The organism is Duffyella sp. Ts4, from assembly GCF_051851875.1.
Classification (GTDB): domain Bacteria; phylum Pseudomonadota; class Gammaproteobacteria; order Enterobacterales; family Enterobacteriaceae; genus Duffyella; species Duffyella gerundensis.
The window spans coordinates 65,795-86,213 of sequence record NZ_JBLYPN010000016.1 but is presented as its reverse complement, the minus strand read 5'-3'; the positions used below and the strand labels follow the sequence as shown (position 1 = coordinate 86,213).

Genomic DNA, 20,419 nt, shown 5'->3' with positions numbered 1-20,419 from the left:
GAGCGCTGAGCAGGAGCGAATCGCGAGCGGTCCGTGAAGAAATGTGAACCGACGAAGGTACCCGCCTTTGGCGGGCGGTTGTGTTTGCCGGATAGCCGGGGTGCAGGGGCGGGGCGACTGCCGCCCCTGCTCGGGCGGCCCGAAGGGCAGAACGAAATAGACGTTGACCTTAAAGACCTTGACCTTAAAGCCGCCTGCAAGGCAAAGCCCGCCCGCTTCCGGGCAACGCACCCGCCTCCTCCTTCATTCAACTGTCATGAAACGGCGGTATCACAGCCTGCGTAGCCCGACACTGTGCCGGTGCGTTTAGCAACGATAATAACAGGTGAAACATGAGCCAAAACAGCACACTCTCCACGCCTCCGCTGGCCCAACACGGCCGCCCCAATATTTACGGTAAGAACAGTCGTACCACCATTACCTTCTTTATTTTATTGCTGGTGCTCGGCATCGCCTTTGCCGGGGTGAATCTGTTTAACGACGTCGAAGAGAGCGGGGCGCACTTCACCAGCTACGTGCCGTTTCTGCTGCTCGGCCTGGCGCTGCTGATTGCGCTGGGCTTTGAATTTGTGAACGGTTTTCACGACACCGCCAACGCCGTTGCCACGGTGATTTATACCCACTCGTTGCCGCCGACCACCGCGGTGATCTGGTCAGGCTTCTTCAACTTTCTCGGCGTGCTGCTTTCCAGCGGCGCGGTGGCGTTTGGCATTATCTCGCTGCTGCCGGTTGAGCTGATTCTGCAGGCGGGCAGCGGCGGCGGTTTCGCGATGATTTATGCGCTGCTGTTCTCGGCCATTATCTGGAATCTCGGCACCTGGTATTTTGGCCTGCCGTCATCATCGTCGCATACGCTGATCGGATCGATTATTGGCGTCGGCGTGGCGAATGCGCTGCTTAACGGCCGCGACGGATCCAGCGGCGTCGACTGGGATCAGGCGCTGAAGGTCGGCTATGCGCTGCTGCTGTCGCCGGTGATCGGCTTTGTCAGCGCCGCCGCGCTGCTGCTGGTGATGAAACGTTTTGTGAAAAATCGTCAGCTCTATCGTGCGCCGGAAGGGCCAAAGCCGCCGCCGATCTGGATCCGCGGCCTGCTGATTCTGACCTGCACCGGCGTGTCGTTTGCGCATGGATCGAATGATGGCCAGAAAGGCATGGGTTTGATCATGCTGATCCTCGTGGGCACCATGCCGATCGCCTATGCGCTGAACCGCTCGATACCGCCGGAGCAGATCCCCCGTGTAGCGGCGCTGGCATCAGTTACCGCCCAGCAGCTGCACCGTCAGTATCCGCAACCGGCTAGCGTAGAATCGCCGCGCGCGGTGTTAACCGAATATGTGCGTACCGGCGAACTGAAACCGGCGGTAATGCCGGCGCTGGCGCAGCTGTCGGCCACTATCTCCGATGATATCCGTCAGTATGGCGACGTAAACCGCATTCCGGCGGAGCGGGTCAGCAACACGCGCAACAACATGTATCTTGCGTCGGAAACCATCAAGCATGTTAAAAGCGAAAAAGTGGCGGTAACGCTGCAGATTAACGATAACCTCACCGCGCTGAAGGCGGAGCTGGATAACGCCACGCGCTTTATTCCGTTCTGGGTCAAAGTGGTGGTAGCCATTGCGCTGGGCCTCGGCACCATGGTGGGCTGGCGACGCATTGTCGTTACGGTGGGCGAGAAGATTGGCAAAACGCATTTGAGCTATGCGCAGGGCGCCAGCGCCGAAGTGGTGACGATGTTCACCATCGGCGCGGCGGATGCTTTTGGCTTACCGGTCTCCACCACGCACGTGCTCTCTTCGGGCGTGGCGGGATCGATGGCGGCTAACCGCTCCGGCTTGCAGCTCAGCACGCTGCGCAATCTGGCGATGGCATGGATTCTGACCCTGCCGGTCTCCATCCTGCTCTCCGCGCTGCTGTACTGGCTGTTTAAACACTTTTGAGTCAGCTGGCGGCAATTTCCTTTGCTGCCTTTTCCAGCGCGCTGACAATTTTCGCCAGCGTGGCGGGCGACAGATCCGCCTGCGCCAGGCGCTGATGCAGCGTGCTTTTCATCAGATGAATCGCCTCGCTGATGGCCGGAATATCACGGTTAGCCACCAGCACCGCCAGCGTTTCCAGTCGCGCGGTCACCACCGTCAGCTTCTCCTGCTGCTCTGCCAGCGCATCATGACCTGCTGTGGTGAGCTGCCAGGCTTTTTTGTCGCCGCCGTCAGGCGCCGGAGCAATCTGTCCCATCTCTTCCAGTAACGTCAGATTGGGATAGATCAGGCTCGGGCTGGGGGCATATTCGCCGCCGGCCATCTCCTCAATCGTTTTGATCAGTTCATAACCGTGCGCGCTGCGCTGTGCGAGGATATGCAGCATCAGCAGCCGTGCATCGGCAGCATCGAGCAGCCGTTCGCGCCGTTTCTGCCTGCCCGCGCGCGACTGGGCGCTTTTCTCCTCCCGCATTACGCCTCCGCTTTCTGATGCCAGTACGCCACGGCGCGGATCCAGCGGTCGTCAATCTGCCGCTGCTGCACCAAAGAATCGGCCAGTGCTTTGGTCTGCGCACCTTCGCCGGTCAGCCAGAAGAAGTAACCTTCGCCCGGCAGCGTCAGTGCGTGCAGCGCAGCAGTGAGCGCCTCGGCGGAGTCGAGCCATTGAAAATGAATGCCCGGCTGCTCGTCAAGATAGGCGCGGCCGACCGCCTCATCTACCTGCGCCAGCACGTGAATCTCTTTTTCCGCCAGCAGCGGCCGCAGTTCCGCCAGGCGGCGTTTCAGCGCCGGTAAGCCGGTTTCGTCAGCGCTGTAAACCTGGAACGGATAGTCGGTGGGAATGATCGTCGAGCCGCGCGGGCCACCAACCGCCAGCGCATCGCCCGGCTGAGCACGTTTGGCCCATTCGCTGGCGACGCCGCCGTCATGCAGGAAGAAGTCGATGGTCAGGCTGCCTTCGCCGTCAAACGCCAGCGGCGTGTAATCGCGTGCTGCGGGACGCACGCCCTGCGGCCAGCTGATGCCTTCGTCGGTGAGCGTCGGCAGATGCAGTTCGCCGTTGGCATCGGGGAAAAAAAGCTTGCTGTGATCGTCGAAGCTCGGTGAATGAAAGCCTTTTAGCTGTTCACCGTGAAAGACGACGCGGTAAAAAGCGTCGGCAACCCGCGTTTTTTGCTGGACGGTCATCTGCCGAAAGACCAGCTCGTTTTTTACGCGTTGTGGCACGGCATAGTGCAGCGGAGTGGATTCAATACTCATGGCATAGTCCTGTCTGGAAGAGGGAAAGGGCGGCTTCCTTGGCAGCCGCTTACGTTGCCTCATACCCTATCTAAGATATATTTTAGAAACAAGCGCGATGGCACAAATCGTCCGCCTGGCAACAGCAACATACTCTGAGCTGTGCCGCCATCGCACTTTTTGCCCGTAGTAAAAACGTACTGCCGTCGGACGGAAAAAATTAAAAAAATAGGTAGGTGAAAGGGGCGAAATAAGGCGCCGTAAGCGTTAAATAAAATTGCTCATGCCGTTTTTTTGCCTAAAAGTCGACTGCGAAATTAATATTGCTAAAAGTAGTAATAAATTCATTTGCTTCAGGCAAAAAATAATCTTTTTTATCAGCCTGGATTGCCGGAAATAAACGCCATCAGGCGTTAAAAAAAGCCATTACGACCCAGTTTTACGCTGTGTTTAATGCATAAGTTGCTGCTTTTTAACAACTCGGCTTGTCATTTACATTGCATTTACATTGCGTGTCGATATTTAACCTGGCGCCTTGTTTTTTATCATAATAGTTTCAATAAAAAACAATGATCAGCGTCAAAATAAATTGATATAGTTGCCTCCGGTTCATTTTACCTTATTTTCCGCTCTCTTTTTATTCGTTATTGAATTCAGAATAATAAAAAAGTAACAAATGAAATCGATTTGTTAAATACAAGTAATTAACAAGGTGTGTTATGTCGCATAGAGGTAAGCAATGTTCGGATTAGATGCGTTTCATCTGGCAAGGATACAATTCGCGTTTACGGTCTCCTTCCACATTATTTTTCCCGCTATCACCATCGGCCTGGCCAGTTTTCTGGCGGTGCTGGAAGGGCTGTGGCTGAAAACCCGTAACGATGATTATCGCGATCTTTACCACTTCTGGTCGAAGGTGTTCGCGGTGAACTTTGGCATGGGCGTGGTTTCTGGTCTGGTGATGGCCTATCAGTTCGGCACCAACTGGAGCGGCTTTTCGCAGTTCGCCGGTAGCGTCACCGGCCCGTTGCTGACCTATGAAGTGCTGACCGCCTTCTTCCTTGAGGCGGGCTTCCTCGGCGTCATGCTGTTCGGCTGGAACCGCGTGGGTCCTGGCCTGCATTTCTTCGCCACCTGTATGGTTGCGCTGGGCACTATTATCTCCACCTTCTGGATCCTCGCCTCCAACAGCTGGATGCAGACGCCGCAGGGCTATGAGATTCAGAATGGCCTGGTGGTACCGGTGGACTGGATGAAGATTGTCTTCAACCCGTCGTTCCCGTTCCGCCTGATGCACATGGCTACCGCGGCGTTTCTGGCCAGCGCCTTTTTTGTTGGCGCCTCGGCGGCGTGGCATCTGCTGCGTAAAAATGATACCCCGGCTATTCGCAAAATGTTCTCTATGGCGCTGTGGATGGCGCTGATCGTCTCGCCGATTCAGGCAATGCTGGGCGACATGCACGGGCTGAATACGCTGCACCATCAGCCGGCGAAAATCGCGGCGATTGAAGGGCACTGGGAAAACCCGCCGGGTGAACCGACGCCGTTAATCCTGTTTGGCCTGCCCGATATGGAGCAGGAAAAAACCAAATATGCGTTGGAAATTCCTTACCTTGGCAGCCTGATCCTGACGCACAGCCTGACCGAGCAGGTGCCAGCGCTGAAGACCTTCCCGAAAGAGGATCGTCCTAACTCCACCATCGTGTTCTGGTCTTTCCGCGTGATGGCCGGGCTGGGCATGCTGATGGTGCTGATGGGCGTGGTCAGCCTGTGGCTGCGCGTGAAAAAACGCCTCTACAGCTCGCGTCCGTTCCTGTGGTTCTGCCTGTTCATGGGGCCAAGCGGTTTAATCGCTATTCTGGCCGGTTGGTTTACCACTGAAATTGGCCGTCAGCCGTGGGTGGTGTATGGCCTGCTGCGCACCAAAGATGCGGTCTCTGCCCATGGCGATCTGCACATGAGCATCAGCCTGATCGCCTTTATCGTGGTTTATATGTCGGTGTTTGGCGTTGGTTACAGCTACATGACGCACCTGATCAAGAAAGGGCCGAAGCCGGGCGAGGGCGGTCATACGCCAGAAGGCGGCCCGGGCCAGAAACGTACGCCAGCCCGTCCGCTCTCTGCGGTGCAGGAAGGTCATGACTCAGCAGAAGAGGTGAAATAATTCGATGGGTATCGATCTCTCTATTATCTGGTTCACCATCATCGTCTTCTCCACCCTGATGTATATCGTCATGGATGGCTTCGACCTGGGTATCGGCATCCTGTTTCCATTTAACAAGGATGCGGTTGAGCGCGACATGATGGTTAACACCGTGGCGCCGGTCTGGGACGGCAACGAAACCTGGCTGGTGCTGGGTGGCGCGGCGCTGTATGGCGCCTTTCCGCTGGCCTATGCGGTGATTGCTGATGCGCTGGCGATTCCGTTAACCGTGATGCTGTTTGGCCTGATTTTCCGCGGCGTGGCGTTTGAGTTCCGTTTCAAGGCTACCGTCAGTCACCGCGCCTTCTGGGATAAATCCTTTATCTTTGGATCGGTGGTCGCCACCTTTAGCCAGGGCGTGGCCGTTGGCGCGATCCTGAACGGTTTCCCGGTGGTGAATCGTACCTTTGCTGGTTCTGCGCTGGACTGGCTGGCGCCGTTCCCGCTGTTCTGCGGCGTTGGCCTGGTGCTGGCCTATGCGCTGCTGGGCGCCACCTGGTTGATTATGAAGACCGACAACGCGCTGCATCAGAAGATGTCAAAGCTGGTGCCGCCGCTGCTGCTTGCCCTGTTGGCGGCGATCGCGGTGATCAGCATCTGGACGCCGCTGTCACACGCCAGCATCGCCCATCGCTGGTTCACGCTGCCGAACCTGTTCTGGTTCCTGCCGGTGCCGGTGCTGGTAGTGCTGTGCGCCTGGGGCCTGCTGAAAGCGGTGAAGCGCCATGCGCACTACACGCCGTTTCTGCTGACGCTGGCGCTGATTTTCCTTGGCTTTACCGGCCTCGGCATCAGCATCTGGCCAAACATTATTCCACCGTCGATCTCCATTTGGGATGCCGCATCACCGCCGCAAAGCCAGGGCTTTATGCTGGTGGGTGGATTGCTGATTATCCCGGTGATCCTGTGCTACACCTTCTGGAGCTACTACGTGTTCCGCGGCAAAATCACGCCGGATGAAGGCTACCATTGATGATTCAGGAGGGTTCTGTGACTGAAGCAACCGTAACACCCAAAGCGCCACTGTGGCAGCGCATGCTGTGGCTGGTGATAATCTACGGCGCCAGCGTGCTGGCGTTAGGCGTCGTCGCCATGCTGTTCCGCATGATGATGACCGCGGCAGGCATGAAATCTCACTGATCGCTGAACGCCCCGCAACGGGGCGTTTTTTTTATGCGCACGGCTTCCCGGTGGCGCCAATCGTTAACAATGTAATGATTTCATGCTAAACTACTTCACCATTTGATAAACCACTGCCCGCTAGCGCGCATCCGCAATGAGAAAGTCCGACCTCACGTTAAAACAGGCCTACTTCAGTCAGCTTATCGGCTGGATAGAAGCCAACCTCTCTGCCGAACTCAATATCGACACCATTACCGACAAATCGGGATATTCAAAATGGCACATGCAGCGGCTGTTTAAAGATTACACCGGCGAAACGCTGGCGAATTACACCCGCAAGCGCCGTTTGACGCAGTCTGCCGTGGCGTTACGTAAAACGCGCCTCTCTATTCTGGATATCGCCATTCGTTACGGTTTCAACACCCAGCAGCACTTTACCCGCGTGTTCAAAAGCCATTTTCATCAGACGCCTGCCGCCTATCGACGCGCCAGCCAAACCGATGACAGCGCGCTCTATTGCCCCTTTGGTGGCACGGCGATTCCCGAGCCTCAGTTGCCCGCATGGATGATGAACAACGCCGATGAAAAAAACGTGGAAAAGAGCACGCGTTAATAAGACGACAGGGCGCGCTGGCGGCATAATCGCCGCGCGCTGAAGATGGCGTAATTTCCCGCTCAACCTTTCACTGATTTTTAAAAAAGCAGAAGATCATGCGCTCGTTACTGTTTACTGTACTATTTGCTGCGTCACTCGCGGGCCAGACAGCCTGTGCGCAGAGCACCTCGCCGCTGAACGAAAAAAACAACATGCTGCACAACACCCGTTGCCACGAAGGCGAAATCCTCGGGGATGCCAATCTGTCAGAGCATCTCGATGAGGGCGCGTCCTGCGCCCTGCAGTAAGGCTTACTCGCTGGTGCGATAACGCTCAAGCCAGTGCGCATAAGGCGCTGGCAAGACCCACGCGGCGCGATCCTGATTAAGTTTCAGCGCGGCATGGTAAGGCCAGTGTGGATTCGCCAGGTGCGCACGACCAACCATCACCAGATCCAGCTGTGATTTCTCCACGGTGTCGTTCGCCATTGCCGGCACATCAATGCCCCAGGCGGAAGCGACCGGAATATCCGCTTCGCGACGCACGCGTTCGGCAATCGGCGCCAGAAATGCCGGTCCCCACGGAATAGCGGCGTCCGGCGTAGAAAAGCCGATGCTGACGCTGAGCATATCCAGACCGTTTTTACGCATCTCGTTAGTCACCCAAATTGACTCCTGCAGCGTCTCTTCGTCGCGGCCATCATATTCGATGACGCCGAAACGGGCGGTCAGCGGCAGGTGCTCAGGCCACTCTTTGCGTACCGCATCCAGCGTTTCCAGCATGAAGCGGCTGCGGCCCTGCAGATCGCCACCGTATTCGTCGGTACGCTGATTGGAGTGCACCGAGAAAAAGCTCTGCGCCAGATAGCCGTGGGCGAAGTGCAGTTCAATCCACTCAAAACCGGCATCGCGGGCGCGACGGGCAGCGGCGGCAAAATCAGCGGTGACGCGGGCGATATCTTCACGTGTCATTTCGCGTGGCACCTGCGGCAGGTTTTGACCAAAGGCCACGGCAGATGGCGCGATGGTTTCCCAACCGCGGGCATCACCGGCGGTGATATGGTCATCGCCTTCCCACGGGCGGTTGGCGCTGGCTTTACGCCCGGCGTGGGCAATCTGAATCCCCGGCACCGCGCCTGCTGCTTTGATGTCACGGGCGATTTTAGCCAGGCCTTCAGCCTGCTCGTCGTTCCAGATGCCGGTACATCCCGGCGTGATACGGCCCTCAGGGGAAACCGCGGTGGCTTCAACGATCACCAGGCCTGCGCCGCCACGCGCCAGAGCGCTGTAGTGCACGTTGTGCCATTCGTTAGTGAAGCCGTCAACGGCGCTGTACTGACACATTGGCGGTACGGCGATGCGGTTGCGCAACGTCACTGATTTCAGCGTAAAGGGGGAAAATAACCCTGACATAGCTTCTCCTGAATACTGCGTTAAACATGCCTGCGGACAACATTGCCCGGCAGGAAATCGGTTGGCATGAGCCATCGTCGCGAGATTGCCGCGCGATCGCGTCATCTTGATAATACCCGTTCACGGCACCCGCGCACTTACCACCAGTGGCGGTGGCCGCACGAATGTGGGCTTGCCGCGCAATAGCTGGCAAAATACGGCTTCATTCTGATCCTTGTCGGAGTATCGTCATGTCCCCTTCACCCGCTATCACCATCGAATACTGTTCACAATGCAACTGGCTGCTGCGCGCCGCATGGATGGCGCAGGAACTGCTGCACACCTTCAGCACCGATCTCGCGTCGGTGACGCTGGTGCCGGGCACCGGCGGCATCTATCAGATCAAAGCCGATGGCACGCTGCTGTGGGATCGCAAGGCCGACGGCGGCTTTCCTGAGGCGGCGGCGATGAAGCAGCGGCTGCGCGATCACGCTTTTCCGGACAGAAATCTGGGCCACAACGAGAAGCGCGGCAGCTGAAGCCTGCCACGCACTACACCAGATATCGTCGGAACCAGCCCAGCGTGCGATCCCAGGCGAGATCGGCAGCGGCTTTGTCGTAGCGCGGCGTTGAATCGTTGTGAAAGCCGTGGTTTACACCAGGATAGATCCAGGCTTCGTAATGTTTGTTGTTCGCTTTGAGCGCCGCCTCCCAGGCGGGCCAGCCTTCGTTAATGCGCGTATCCAGCGCCGCATAGTGGATCAGCAGCGGCGCCTTGATGCGCGGCACATCTTCCGCTTTCGGCTGGCGACCATAAAAAGGCACCGCGGCGCGCAACTCCGGAAAGGCAACCGCCGCCGCATTGGCGACACCGCCGCCGTAACAAAAGCCGGTTATGCCGACCTTGCCGTTGCTGGCCTGGTGGTGCATTAAAAAATCGATGCCGTTAAAAAAGTCATTCATCAGTTTGGTGGCATCAACCTGCGCTTGCAGCTCGCGCCCTTTGTCGTCATTGCCGGGATAGCCGCCCACGCTGCTCAGGCCATCCGGCGCCAGCGCCACAAAGCCCGCTTTGGCAACGCGGCGGGCGACATCTTCTATATAAGGATTCAGGCCACGGTTCTCATGCACCACCATCACGGCGGGCAACGGACCGCTGGCGTTGGCCGGTTTCACCATGTAGGCGCGCACCTCGCCGTTGCCGGTAGGCGAATCGTAATGAATATATTCCGGGATAATGGCGGGATCGGTAAATTCCACCTGCTGCGCCAGCGCATAGTTGGGGCGCATCATGCCCAGTAGCGTCGCGCCGGTCATGCCGCCAACGGCGAGTTTCGCCGCCATTGAAATGAACTCACGTTTGCTGATTTTTCCGTGGGCGTAATAGTCGTAAAGCTCGAGCAGTTCGGGCGGGAAATCTTTTGCAGTAAGACGCGTCATGACCGACTCCTGTTCAGCAGATTGACCTGTAACATAACAGGCAAATTGATGAAAAAGAAAGCAGTGAGCGGCGTAAAACAGCCCACCGAAGTGGGCTGTTATCCATCGTCTGGCGAGAGGTTAGCGGCGCGCGCCCGAGGTTTCCACCGGTTCCGCTACGCGTTCCATGGCGATCGGCACACTTTTATAGGCTGGAATGCCGCTTTTGGTATCGTGGCTGTCCAGTGGCACCAGCACGTTCGCTTCAGGATAGTAGGCGCCTGCAGAACCGGCGGCCATATCCAGCACCACAATGGTGAGATTATCCATGCGGCGCGATGTGTGATTGCCCTCAGCATCCAGCGCGATGACGTTAACCTGGTCGCCGACGCGTAGCTGACGCTTCTCCGCCTCATCGGCATTGAGGAACAGGACATCACGGCGACCGGTGACGCCGCGATAGCGATCGTTCAGGCCATACAGCGTGGTGTTGTACTGATCGTGGCTACGCAGCGTGGTCAGCACCATATCGTGACATTTCAGCGAGCGTGGATCTTCGTTAATCCCCTGCATCACCTTAAACTGCGCGCGGCCAGTTGGCGTATTCCAGACGCGTTCAGCGGCGGTGTTACGCAGGTGGAAGCCACCTGGCTGCTTCACCCGCTCATTGAAGTCTGCAAAGGCCGGGAACACCTTTTCAATGGCGTCACGAATAAAGCTGTAGTCGTTGATCATCTTCTGCCAGTCCACCACGGTATTCGGCAGGGTGGCCATGGCCAGCCCGGCAACCAGCGCCGGTTCTGACTTCAGGTGCGGCGAGGCAGGCTTCAGCGAGCCGCGCGAGGCGTGCACCATCGACATGGAATCTTCCACCGTGACGCTTTGCGCGCCAGACTTCTGCACGTCGGTTTCGGTACGGCCCAGCACTGGCAGCAGGTAATTGTGCTTGCCGAGCAGCAGGTGCGAACGGTTGAGCTTGGTCGCCATGTGCACCACCAGATCGAGCTTGCGCATCGCCGGGAAGGTGACCTGCGGATCGGAGATCGCTTCGGCCAGGTTGCCGCCAAGGCAGAGCAGGGCTTTCGAATGACCATCGCGAATGGCGCGAATCGCTTCAACCGCGCCGTGACCGTGCTCCTGCGGCGGCCGGAAGCCAAAGGCTTTTTCGATGCTGTCGAGCAGTTCCTGCGACGGAATTTCGGTGATGCCAACGGTGCGGTCGCCCTGCACGTTGGAGTGGCCGCGCAGCGGACAGATGCCAGCGCCTTTTTTACCGATATTGCCGCGCATCAGCAGCAGGTTGGCGATCTGCTGCACGTTTTGCGTGCCGTATTGGTGCTGGGTAATGCCCATGCCGTAACAGACGATGGTTCTCTCCGCATTGGCGTACAGACGCGCAATATGCTGGATTTCTTCACGTTCCATGCCCGACACCTTCAGGATGTGATCCCAGTCGGTGGCATCGAGATCCGCCTTCAGCGCGTCAAAACCTTCTGTGTGTTCGTTGATAAAGGCTTCGTCGATCACGCCTGGCTCGCCTGCCGCCAGCGCATCCTCATGCATGCGCAGCAGCAGCTTCATCACGCCTTTCAGCATGGCGGCATCACCGCCAACGCGCACTTTGTAGTAGGTTGAGGCGAGTTCGGTTGAGCTAAACGACAGCATCTCGATAGGGCTTTGCGGCGAGGTAAAGCGCTCCAGTCCGCGCTCGCGCAGCGGGTTAATGGCGACGATGGTGCCGCCGCGTTTGGAAACTTCGCGCAGTGTGCCGAGCATGCGCGGATGGTTAGTGCCGGGATTATGGCCGATGCAGAGCACCAGATCGGCGTGATCAAAATCTTCCAGCTGCACCGTGCCTTTGCCGACGCCGATCGATTCCGGCAGGCCGACGCTGGTAGGCTCGTGGCACATGTTGGAACAGTCGGGGAAATTATTGGTGCCATATTCGCGGGCAAACAGCTGCCACAGGAACGCGGCTTCATTAGAAGCGCGGCCCGAGGTGTAAAATTCCACGCTGTTGGGATCTTCATAGCTGCGCAGATGCTCGCCAATCTCGTTAAACGCGGTTTCCCACTCAATCGGCTGATAGGTATCTGTTGCCGCGTCATATTTCATCGGGTGCGTCAGGCGCCCTTCGCCTTCCAGCTCAAACGCGCTGCGGTGCCAAAGCTCACTGACCCTGTGCGCGGCAAAAAATTCCGGCGTGGTGCGCTTGCTGGTGGCTTCCCAGGAAACCGCCTTGGCGCCGTTTTCACAGAACTCAAAGGATGAAGCGTGCTGCGGATCGGGCCAGGCACAGCCGGGGCAGTCAAAGCCCTGCGGCTGGTTAACTTTGAACAGGGCGATCACATCCTGCTTGACCGACATCTGGCCACGAATAGCGTCGGCCACGGCTTTCAATGCGCCCCAGCCACCGGCTGAGCCGCCATAAGGCGCGATGCCTACGGTGCGATTTTTCTCTTTCATAATGCTCCACATTGTTCTGCTGTTTATTTTTCTTCTAAGCCTGGTACATAAATTGCGTTAAGCCGCAAAAGTGGTGTTTTCAATGCCTGTTTAACCTTCTCAAAATGTTTCCGCGCTGGGTTTGCTGGCCCACGCTACGCTTGCCCGATCCGGGCGTTGAGCTAGGATTATTTTCAACGGGTAGCCGTTATGGGCTGAAACAGAGTGAGGAGGAAACAATGGATAATGCACTGATTTCATTAGCGGAAAATACCGGGAAAAAATTGAAAGCCGCTGGTCTGCGGCTGGTGATTGCTGAATCCTGTACCGCTGGTCTCGCCAGTCAGGCGATGGGTGCTACCAGCGGCAGCGCTGACTTTTTTAGCTGTGGCGTGGTGAGCTATACCGAAGATGCCAAGCAGCGCGTGCTTGGGGTAAAAGCGGAGAGCCTGACGCGCTATACGGCGGTGAGTCAGCAGGTGGTCAGCGAAATGGCAGAAGGCATTAAAGCGCTGGCGCAGGAGAAGGTTGGACTTGCGATCAGCGGTTATGCCGGGCCGGATGATGCGGAAGATGGCACGCCAGCAGGCACTATCTGGTTCGCCTGGAGCCTGCCTGATGGCGGCGTGGTGAGCGAGCGCATGCTGTTTAAGGATGAGCCGGAGCGGGTGATTACCCAGGCGGCAAGTTATGCTTTGCGGAGGCTGGGGGAGTTATTGGTGTAGGGGGGGCTTTGGTGCCTGGCAAGCGGCTTTTTAAAGTCAGCGTCTTAAGGTCAATGTTTTAAGGTCAAAGGCCAGGTCAAAGGCGATTTCGTTCTGCCTTGCAGGCAGCCCGAGCAGGGCCAGGTCAAAGGCCATTTCGTCCAGGCTAAAGCCTGCCCGAGCAGGGCCGGCAGTCGCCCCGGCCCTGCACCCGCGCTATCCGGCAAACACAACCGCCCGCTGAAGCGGGTGCCCTCAGCAAAAGCCTTTTCCTGACGGGCCGGACGCGATTCGCTCCCGGCTCAGCGCGTCCTCTCGCCGCCTCCCTGCGGCTCGCCCTGGAAAACGCTTTTGCCTCGGCGGTGGTGATGCCTCCTCAAGGTCAAAACCCAGGTCAAAAGCAAAAAGCAAAAAGCAAAAAGCAAAAAGCAAAAAGCAAAAAGCAAAAAGTGAAAGGCGGAAAGCGAAAAGCGGGAAGCGGAAAGAGAAAAGCGAAAATTGAACAGCGGACGGCTGGAGTCGGGAAGCTGTTCGCCAGGTATGAATCGAGGAGAGATAATGAGCGGGCCAGTAAACTAAGGGTTTGTAGGCCAGATATGAGTGTGTTATTTGCATAATTTTTCGTTTATTGAGATTTTTTAATCGGTATTTTTCGTGTTTTTTTATTTTATTTTAATGTTTTCAGGATGTTGTGTTTTTTAAGGTGTGACTTTTTATTTATGCTTTTTGGGTTGTTTGGCAGTGGGTAAAGTGCGATTATTGCGCGGCCTTTTTTTCTCCTTTTCTTTATTTTTTCTCCTTGTGGAAGGTTATCGCGATGACGGGTTTACTGCTGCTGGCTGATGCTGTTGATCGCCGTGTTGTTAAGGCGGAATCCGGGCCATGCGTAGCTTGCCATGCTGGTGCGATACGCACATCTAATCTGCGGTGAAGCCGGGTTTGCTGGCTGTTGGACATGCGTAAAAGCAGACGTCATCCTCTGTTTTTACTGATGTCTGGCGGGTGAGGCGCGATATCGCTTTGCACCAGAATCAACATCATTCGCCGGGAGTGCTGTGCTCTCCTTTGCTGTGCCTCAGGCACCCGCTCATCCTTGACCGCCGGGGATTTGTGCTATGACTCCGTTAAAAATTGCCGCCAGCATTGCGCTGGCTCCTGTGCTGCGACTGCGCACGACACGTCAGATCGTGACGCTGGATAACACTGACTTTACCGATATCGCCGCCGTTGTGCTGTCGCTGGCCGATGCGCGCAGCGGAATGCTGACGCTGCTGCGGCATACCGGCTTTTCGCTGCCGGTATTTATTCAGCTGGCGGCGGGGGAATTGCCGGAAAATCTGCCCGAAGTCACGGCGATACTGCGCGGCGATGAAGGTGATGGCGCGCTGCTGGAAGAGGCCTCGGCCGCCTATGAAGCGGCGCTGCTGCCGCCTTTTTTCGATACGCTGACCAAATATGTCGCGATGGAAAACAGCACCTTTGCCTGTCCGGGGCATCAGGGCGGCGCGTTCTTTAAAAAGCATCCGGCTGGACGCCAGTTTTTCGAATTCTTTGGCGAAACGCTGTTTCGTGCCGATATGTGCAATGCCGACGTGAAGCTCGGCGATCTGCTGATTCATGAAGGATCGGCGAAAGATGCGCAAAAATTTGCGGCGAAGGTGTTTAACGCCGACAAAACCTACTTCGTGCTCAACGGCACCTCCAGCGCCAACAAAGTGGTGACCAACGCGCTGCTGACCCGCGGCGATCTGGTGCTGTTCGATCGTAATAATCACAAGTCCAACCACCACGGCGCACTGATTCAGGCGGGTGCCACGCCGGTTTATCTGGAGGCGGCGCGCAATCCGTTTGGCTTCATTGGCGGCATTGATGCGCACTGTTTTAATGAAGCGTATCTGCGTGAACAGATCGCGGCGGTAGCGCCTGAACGCGCCACCGATGTGCGGCCTTTCCGGCTGGCGATCATTCAGCTTGGCACCTATGACGGCACGGTTTATAACGCCCGCCAGGTGATTGACCGCATCGGCCACCTGTGCGACTACATTCTGTTTGATTCGGCGTGGGTCGGTTATGAGCAGTTTATTCCGCTGATGGCTGCCTGTTCACCGCTGTTGCTCGAACTTAACGCCGACGATCCCGGCATTTTTGTCACCCAGTCGGTGCACAAACAGCAGGCGGGATTTTCGCAAACCTCACAGATTCATAAAAAAGATAATCACCTGCGCGGCCAGGCGCGGTTTTGCAGCCACAAGCGGCTGAATAATGCCTTTATGCTGCACGCTTCAACCAGCCCGTTTTACCCGCTGTTTGCCGCGCTGGATGTGAACGCCAAAATGCACCAGTGGCCAGCGGGTCGCCGGTTGTGGCACGAATGTGTGGTCATGGGCATTGAGGCGCGCAAAGCGATACTCAGCCAGTGCGACATGATCAGGCCTTTCCTGCCGGACAGCGTTGACGGCGTGCCGTGGCAGGCCGCGCCAACCGAGACCATCGCCGGTGACGTGCGCTACTTTAGCTTCGCACCGGGCGCGGAGTGGCACGGGTTTGCCGGTTACGCGCGCGATCAATACCTTATCGATCCCTGCAAGCTGCTGCTCACTACGCCGGGCATTGATGCGGCCAGCGGCGACTATGCCGATTTTGGCATTCCGGCGACTATCCTCGCGCATTATCTGCGTGAAAACGGCATTGTGCCGGAAAAGTGCGATCTGAATTCGATTCTGTTTTTACTGACGCCAGCGGAAAGTCGCGAAAAGCTGGCACAGCTGGTGGCGATGCTGCAGCAGTTCGAACGGCACGTAAAAGAGGATGCGCTGTTGAGCGACGTGCTGCCGACCATCTGGCGCAAAAATGCGGTGCGCTATGCGGATTATACGCTGCGCCAGCTCTGTCAGGAGATGCACGATCTCTATGTCAGCTATGGCGTGAAGGATTTGCAAAAAGCGATGTTTCGTCAGGCAAGTTTTCCTGCGGTGGCGATGAATCCACAGGATGCCAATATTGCGTTTATTCGCGGCGACGTCGAGCTGGTACCGATCGCCAGCGCGCAGGGGCGCATTGCGGCAGAAGGTGCATTGCCTTATCCACCGGGCGTGCTGTGCGTAGTGCCGGGCGAAGTGTGGGGCGGGGCGGTACAGCGCTATTTTCTCGCGCTGGAGGCGGGCATCAATTTGCTGCCGGGCTTCTCGCCGGAACTGCAGGGCGTTTACAGCGAAACGGATGAGCAGGGAGCAAAAAGGCTGATGGGCTACGTCCTGCGTTGATCAACCGATATGGCGGCACAGGCCGCCATTTTTACGATGTGCTTCCGGCCTCAAGACGCGCCTGATTAATCACCGCTTTGGCCATCCATTGCGCTACTTCTGTTAACTCGCTGTCGTTACATCCCCAAATATCCTTCATAACCAGAAAAATTTCGGAACCATAGATCAGCGACAACGAATAGATTACCTTGTTGAGTAGCGCTGGCGGCAGCTCTTTCTCCAGCGGCTCGACCACTTTTTGCAGCAGCTGTTTGCGATTGCCGCGCACCAGTTTCTCTTTAACCGGCAGCGCATCAGGCGCCTGCGCCTGCGCCCACTGCGTCAGCGACAGATGCAGCGCCGCACGCAGCGTGCCTTCGTGTTGCAGCATTTTGGGGAAGGCAAAGGCGATTAGCTCTTCCATGCGGGCTCCACTCTCTTTTTCCGTGGGCTGCCACTGGCGCATCGGGCTTAATGTCTCGGTGACAATGGCGGAAACCAGGGCGCTTTGCGTCGGAAAGTAGCGATAAGCGGTCGCGCGTGAGAGCTGAGCAGCATGCGCCACTTCCGTTACGGAAGGAAAAGCGCCGCCATCAAACAGCGCCATAGCGGTGTCAATCAACAAGCGACGCGTGCGGGCGCGCGTCGATGTGAGTGATGTTCCTTGTTGGGGATCCCTTTCGACCACAATAACCTCATCTTGTCTTTATCCGGCAGCAGTAACCGGAAAGGCACTATAGCAAAAATTACCCGCCGACTGCGGACGAAATTACGCAGCGGCGGTATGGATGAACTGAGACGGTTGTTTCATTCTCTTGATTTATTAATCACACCGGTTATATTGTTGGGCAGAAACGCGTATTCAGCCTGCTCTGCACAGGATAGTGTGGTTTTTATTTCAAATTTATCAACTCGTTATTGATTAATATAACAGGATTAGGTAACAGAAATGAACGTAGACAAGGGTTTTATCTATGCAGTTGCCACGGCTGATACTAAAGGAAGAGAACTCAATTTCGTTCGCGATCTGATCGCGAAAACGGCGTTGCCGGTGAAAACGGTGGACCTGTCTACCCATGCGTTGCATGTCGATTCTGCTGCCGATATCACACCGCAGCAGGTGGCGGCCTGCCATCCGGAAGGGGCATCAGCGGTATTTTGTGGCGATCGCGGTAAAGCGATTGCGGCGATGGCGCTGGCGTTTGAACGCTTTCTCAGCCAGGCCACCGACGTTGCGGGCATTATTGGCCTGGGCGGTTCCGGCGGCACGGCGTTGATTACGCCTGCGATGCAGATGCTGCCGATCGGCATTCCAAAAATTATGGTCTCGACCATGGCGTCAGGAGATATCTCCGGCTACATCGGCGCCAGCGATATCAGCATGATCTATTCCGTTACCGACGTCGCCGGCCTGAACCGTATTTCTCGTCAGGTGTTAGGCAACGCCGCGCACCAAATGGCGGGCGCGGTGCTGTTTGCCGACGCCACGGCCAGCAGCGACAAACCTGCGCTGGGCCTGACAATGTTTGGTGTCACCACGCCCTGCATTCAGCACGTCAGCGATCAGTTGGAAGCGGAGTTCGACTGTCTGGTGTTTCACGCCACCGGCAGCGGCGGCAGAGCGATGGAAAAGCTGATCGCCAGCGGCATGCTTGATGGTGTGCTCGACTTAACCACCACCGAAGTGTGCGATCTGCTGTTTGGCGGCGTGTTGGCCTGCGGCGAAGATCGCTTTGATGCCATCGCCCACAGCGGCGCGCCGTGCGTGCTCTCCTGTGGTGCGCTGGATATGGTCAATTTCGGCGCGCGGGCCAGCGTACCGGCGCGCTATGCCGATCGCCTGTTTTACGAGCACAATGCGCAGGTGACGCTGATGCGCACCACGCCAGAAGAAAATGTCGTCATGGCGAAATGGATCGCAGCCAAGCTGAACCGTTGCCAGGGCGAAATCCGTTTCCTGCTGCCGGAAGGCGGCTTCTCAGCGCTTGATGCGCCGGGCCAGCCGTTCTGGAATCCGCAGGCTAACGACGCTTTTATCCGCACGCTTGAGGCGGAGCTGCAACAAAATAGCCGGCGGCAGTTGATCCGCCTGCCCTATAACATTAATGATCCACTTTTTGCTAATGAAGCGGTCGGAATATTTCGCCAACTGTTTTCCAGGGAGATTTAACATGCCTGCGTTTACGCGTCAGGAAATACTCAGCACTTTTCGGCAGATGATTGCCCGCCGTGAGCCGATTATCGGCGGCGGCGCAGGCACCGGTCTCTCAGCGAAGTGCGAAGAGGCGGGTGGCATCGATCTGATCGTCATCTATAACTCTGGTCGCTATCGCATGGCGGGCCGCGGTTCGCTGGCGGGTTTGCTCGCCTACGGCAACGCCAATGAAATCGTGGTCGACATGGCGAAAGAGGTGCTGCCGGTAGTGAAAAAGACGCCGGTTTTGGCGGGTGTTAACGGCACCGATCCGTTTTGCCTGTTCGATAAATTTCTCGACGATCTCAAAACGCTGGGTTTTTCAGGCGTACAGAATTTCCCTACCGTCGGCCTGATTGACGGTAACTTCCGCGCTAATCTGGAAGAGACCGGCATGGGTTATGCGCTGGAAGTGGAGATGATTCGCCTGGCGCATGAAAAGGATCTGCTGACCACGCCTTATGTGTTCAGTGCCGATGACGCGGTGGCGATGACCGAAGCGGGCGCTGACATTATCGTGCCGCACATGGGTTTAACCACCGGCGGTAAAATAGGTGCCGAAACGGCCTTAAGTTTGGCCGACTGTGTGCCGATAATAAATACATGGGCAGAGGCGGCAAAAGCAGTGCGCGAGGATGTGATTGTTCTGTGCCACGGTGGCCCGATCGCCACGCCGCAGGATGCACAATATATTCTTGAACATTGCCCGTTATGCGATGGATTTTACGGTGCCAGCTCTATGGAGCGGCTGCCGACAGAAGTAGCATTAACCGAGACCACACAGCAGTTCAAAAATATAAAACGCTAGTACTATTCCCAACACCAGGGGAATTAAGCCAGGCGACCTGGAAGGCAATCCGCCTTTCAGGCAGCCTTTTTTTTTTGCCTTGCAGGCGGGGTGGGGCGGGGCGGGGCGATTTTGCCTTGCAGGCGGGCTTTTTAGGGCCAGGTCAAAGGCCATTTCGTTTTGCCTGAAGGCAGGCCGGGCAGGGCCAGGTCAAAGACCATTTCGTCCAGGCTGAAGGCAGCCCGGACAGGGCCAGGTCAAAGGCCATTTCGTCCAGGCTAAAGCCTGCCCGAGCAGGGCCAGGTCAAAAGCCATTTCGTACAGGCTAAAGCCTGCCCGAGCAGGGCCAGGTCAAAAGCCATTTCGTCCAGGCTAAAGCCTGCCCGAGCAGGGCCGGCAGTCGCCCCGGCCCTGCACCCGCGCTATCCGGCAAACACAACCGCCCGCTGAAGCGGGTGCCCTCAGCAAAAGCCTTTTCCTGACGGGCCGGACGCGATTCGCTCCCGGCTCAGCGCGTCCTCTCGCCGCCTCCCTGCGGCTCGCCCTGGAAAACGCTTTTCCCTCGGCGTTTGTGATGCCTCCTCAAGGTCAACGTCAAAACCGAAAAGACTAAAACCACAATCTAAAAGAAAACCCAAAACCCAAAACCCAAAACCCAAAACCCAAAATCAAAGGCTTAAAATTTCATTGGCATTGGCATTGGCATTGGCATTGGCATTGGCATTGGCTTTGTTTTAGAGGTTTTTTGGGTTTTGTTTTGGGTTTTGTTTTGGGTTTTGACCTGGGTGTTGACCTTGAGGAGGCATCACCACCGCTGAGGAGGTGAACATTTCAGGATGGCCCGCCATGGATGGCGGGACAAGGGAGCGCTGAGCAGGAGCGAATCGCGAGCGGTCCGTGAAGAAATGTGAACCGACGAGGGTACCCGCCTGTGGCGGGCGGTTGTGCTTGCCGGATAGCCGGGGTGCAGGGGCGGGGCGACTGCCGCCCCTGCTCGGGCGGCCCGAAGGGCAGAACGAAATGGACGTTGACCTTAAAGACATTGACCGTAAAGACGTTGACCTTAACGCCGCCTGCAAGGCAAAGCCCGCCGGCA

General features: G+C 56.9%; 17 protein-coding genes and 1 pseudogene. 12 read left to right on the top strand and 6 right to left on the bottom strand.

Annotation, left to right across the window (positions count from 1 at the left end):
* Nucleotides 1–332: 332 nt before the first annotated feature.
* A complete protein-coding gene (locus ACJY2L_RS17795; protein WP_439213789.1) occupies nt 333–1,943 on the top strand; it encodes an inorganic phosphate transporter in 1,611 nt (536 codons plus the stop codon).
* A 1-nt stretch (nt 1,944) separates the two neighbouring features.
* Here the strand turns inward: ACJY2L_RS17795 and ACJY2L_RS17790 are convergent, their stop codons facing one another.
* Nucleotides 1,945–2,454 carry a PadR family transcriptional regulator gene (locus tag ACJY2L_RS17790; RefSeq protein ID WP_439213790.1) on the bottom strand — a complete coding sequence of 170 codons (510 nt, stop codon included), beginning with the start codon at nt 2,452–2,454 and terminating at the stop codon, nt 1,945–1,947.
* A complete protein-coding gene (locus tag ACJY2L_RS17785) occupies nt 2,454–3,242 on the bottom strand; it encodes a siderophore-interacting protein (protein WP_439213791.1) in 789 nt (262 codons plus the stop codon). Before ACJY2L_RS17785 ends, ACJY2L_RS17790 begins: the two co-directional genes overlap by 1 nt.
* A 718-nt stretch (nt 3,243–3,960) precedes the next feature.
* On the opposite strand from ACJY2L_RS17785, the gene ACJY2L_RS17780 reads away from it, so the two are divergent.
* From ACJY2L_RS17780 to ACJY2L_RS17760, 5 genes and pseudogenes are all read left to right on the top strand, one after another.
* Entirely contained in the window at nt 3,961–5,385 is a 1,425-nt protein-coding gene (locus ACJY2L_RS17780) for a cytochrome ubiquinol oxidase subunit I (protein ID WP_067433592.1), read from the top strand.
* A gap of 4 nt (nt 5,386–5,389) precedes the next feature.
* Nucleotides 5,390–6,397 (top strand): cytochrome d ubiquinol oxidase subunit II, encoded by a 1,008-nt coding sequence (cydB, locus tag ACJY2L_RS17775; protein ID WP_067433590.1) that lies wholly within the window; start codon nt 5,390–5,392, stop codon nt 6,395–6,397.
* A 17-nt stretch (nt 6,398–6,414) separates the two neighbouring features.
* Complete coding sequence (locus ACJY2L_RS17770) at nt 6,415–6,564, top strand: DUF2474 domain-containing protein (protein ID WP_439213792.1); 150 nt, start codon at nt 6,415–6,417, stop codon at nt 6,562–6,564.
* Nucleotides 6,565–6,700: 136 nt separating this feature from the next.
* Nucleotides 6,701–7,033: pseudogene (locus ACJY2L_RS17765) on the top strand (helix-turn-helix domain-containing protein); the annotation flags it as partial.
* Between the two features lie 224 nt (nt 7,034–7,257).
* On the top strand, nt 7,258–7,449 hold the full coding sequence (locus ACJY2L_RS17760) for a hypothetical protein (RefSeq protein ID WP_067433584.1): 192 nt from the start codon (nt 7,258–7,260) through the stop codon (nt 7,447–7,449).
* A gap of 3 nt (nt 7,450–7,452) precedes the next feature.
* Here the strand turns inward: ACJY2L_RS17760 and ACJY2L_RS17755 are convergent, their stop codons facing one another.
* Nucleotides 7,453–8,553: an NADH:flavin oxidoreductase/NADH oxidase gene (locus ACJY2L_RS17755; RefSeq protein ID WP_439213793.1), complete on the bottom strand. Its 1,101-nt coding sequence runs from the start codon at nt 8,551–8,553 to the stop codon at nt 7,453–7,455.
* A gap of 230 nt (nt 8,554–8,783) precedes the next feature.
* Here ACJY2L_RS17755 and ACJY2L_RS17750 point away from each other — a divergent pair, with 230 nt between their 5' ends.
* The gene (locus ACJY2L_RS17750) at nt 8,784–9,071 is read left to right on the top strand and encodes a SelT/SelW/SelH family protein (protein WP_439213794.1); all 288 of its coding nucleotides are present in this window, start codon (nt 8,784–8,786) and stop codon (nt 9,069–9,071) included.
* A gap of 13 nt (nt 9,072–9,084) precedes the next feature.
* Here ACJY2L_RS17750 and yghX read toward each other — a convergent pair whose 3' ends face one another.
* Together yghX and ACJY2L_RS17740 are read right to left on the bottom strand one after the other, a co-directional pair.
* Nucleotides 9,085–9,972, bottom strand: a complete 888-nt coding sequence (yghX, locus tag ACJY2L_RS17745) for a YghX family hydrolase (RefSeq protein ID WP_439213795.1) — start codon at nt 9,970–9,972, stop codon at nt 9,085–9,087.
* Between the two features lie 120 nt (nt 9,973–10,092).
* Nucleotides 10,093–12,417 (bottom strand): FdhF/YdeP family oxidoreductase, encoded by a 2,325-nt coding sequence (locus tag ACJY2L_RS17740; protein WP_439213797.1) that lies wholly within the window; start codon nt 12,415–12,417, stop codon nt 10,093–10,095.
* 218 nt (nt 12,418–12,635) lie between these two features.
* On the opposite strand from ACJY2L_RS17740, the gene ACJY2L_RS17735 reads away from it, so the two are divergent.
* From ACJY2L_RS17735 to ACJY2L_RS17725, 3 genes are all read left to right on the top strand, one after another.
* Entirely contained in the window at nt 12,636–13,121 is a 486-nt protein-coding gene (locus ACJY2L_RS17735; protein ID WP_439213798.1) for a CinA family protein, read from the top strand.
* A 347-nt stretch (nt 13,122–13,468) separates the two neighbouring features.
* A complete protein-coding gene (locus ACJY2L_RS17730) occupies nt 13,469–13,717 on the top strand; it encodes a hypothetical protein (RefSeq protein WP_439213800.1) in 249 nt (82 codons plus the stop codon).
* Nucleotides 13,718–14,215: 498 nt separating this feature from the next.
* Nucleotides 14,216–16,363: an ornithine decarboxylase gene (locus ACJY2L_RS17725; RefSeq protein WP_439213801.1), complete on the top strand. Its 2,148-nt coding sequence runs from the start codon at nt 14,216–14,218 to the stop codon at nt 16,361–16,363.
* A 31-nt stretch (nt 16,364–16,394) separates the two neighbouring features.
* Here ACJY2L_RS17725 and ACJY2L_RS17720 read toward each other — a convergent pair whose 3' ends face one another.
* On the bottom strand, nt 16,395–17,030 hold the full coding sequence (locus ACJY2L_RS17720) for a TetR/AcrR family transcriptional regulator (RefSeq protein ID WP_067433563.1): 636 nt from the start codon (nt 17,028–17,030) through the stop codon (nt 16,395–16,397).
* 261 nt (nt 17,031–17,291) lie between these two features.
* On the opposite strand from ACJY2L_RS17720, the gene ACJY2L_RS17715 reads away from it, so the two are divergent.
* Both ACJY2L_RS17715 and ACJY2L_RS17710 read left to right on the top strand, forming a co-directional pair.
* The gene (locus ACJY2L_RS17715; protein WP_439213802.1) at nt 17,292–18,512 is read left to right on the top strand and encodes a Tm-1-like ATP-binding domain-containing protein; all 1,221 of its coding nucleotides are present in this window, start codon (nt 17,292–17,294) and stop codon (nt 18,510–18,512) included.
* Nucleotide 18,513: 1 nt separating this feature from the next.
* Nucleotides 18,514–19,344 carry a phosphoenolpyruvate hydrolase family protein gene (locus ACJY2L_RS17710; protein ID WP_187488508.1) on the top strand — a complete coding sequence of 277 codons (831 nt, stop codon included), beginning with the start codon at nt 18,514–18,516 and terminating at the stop codon, nt 19,342–19,344.
* Nucleotides 19,345–20,419: the final 1,075 nt, after the last annotated feature.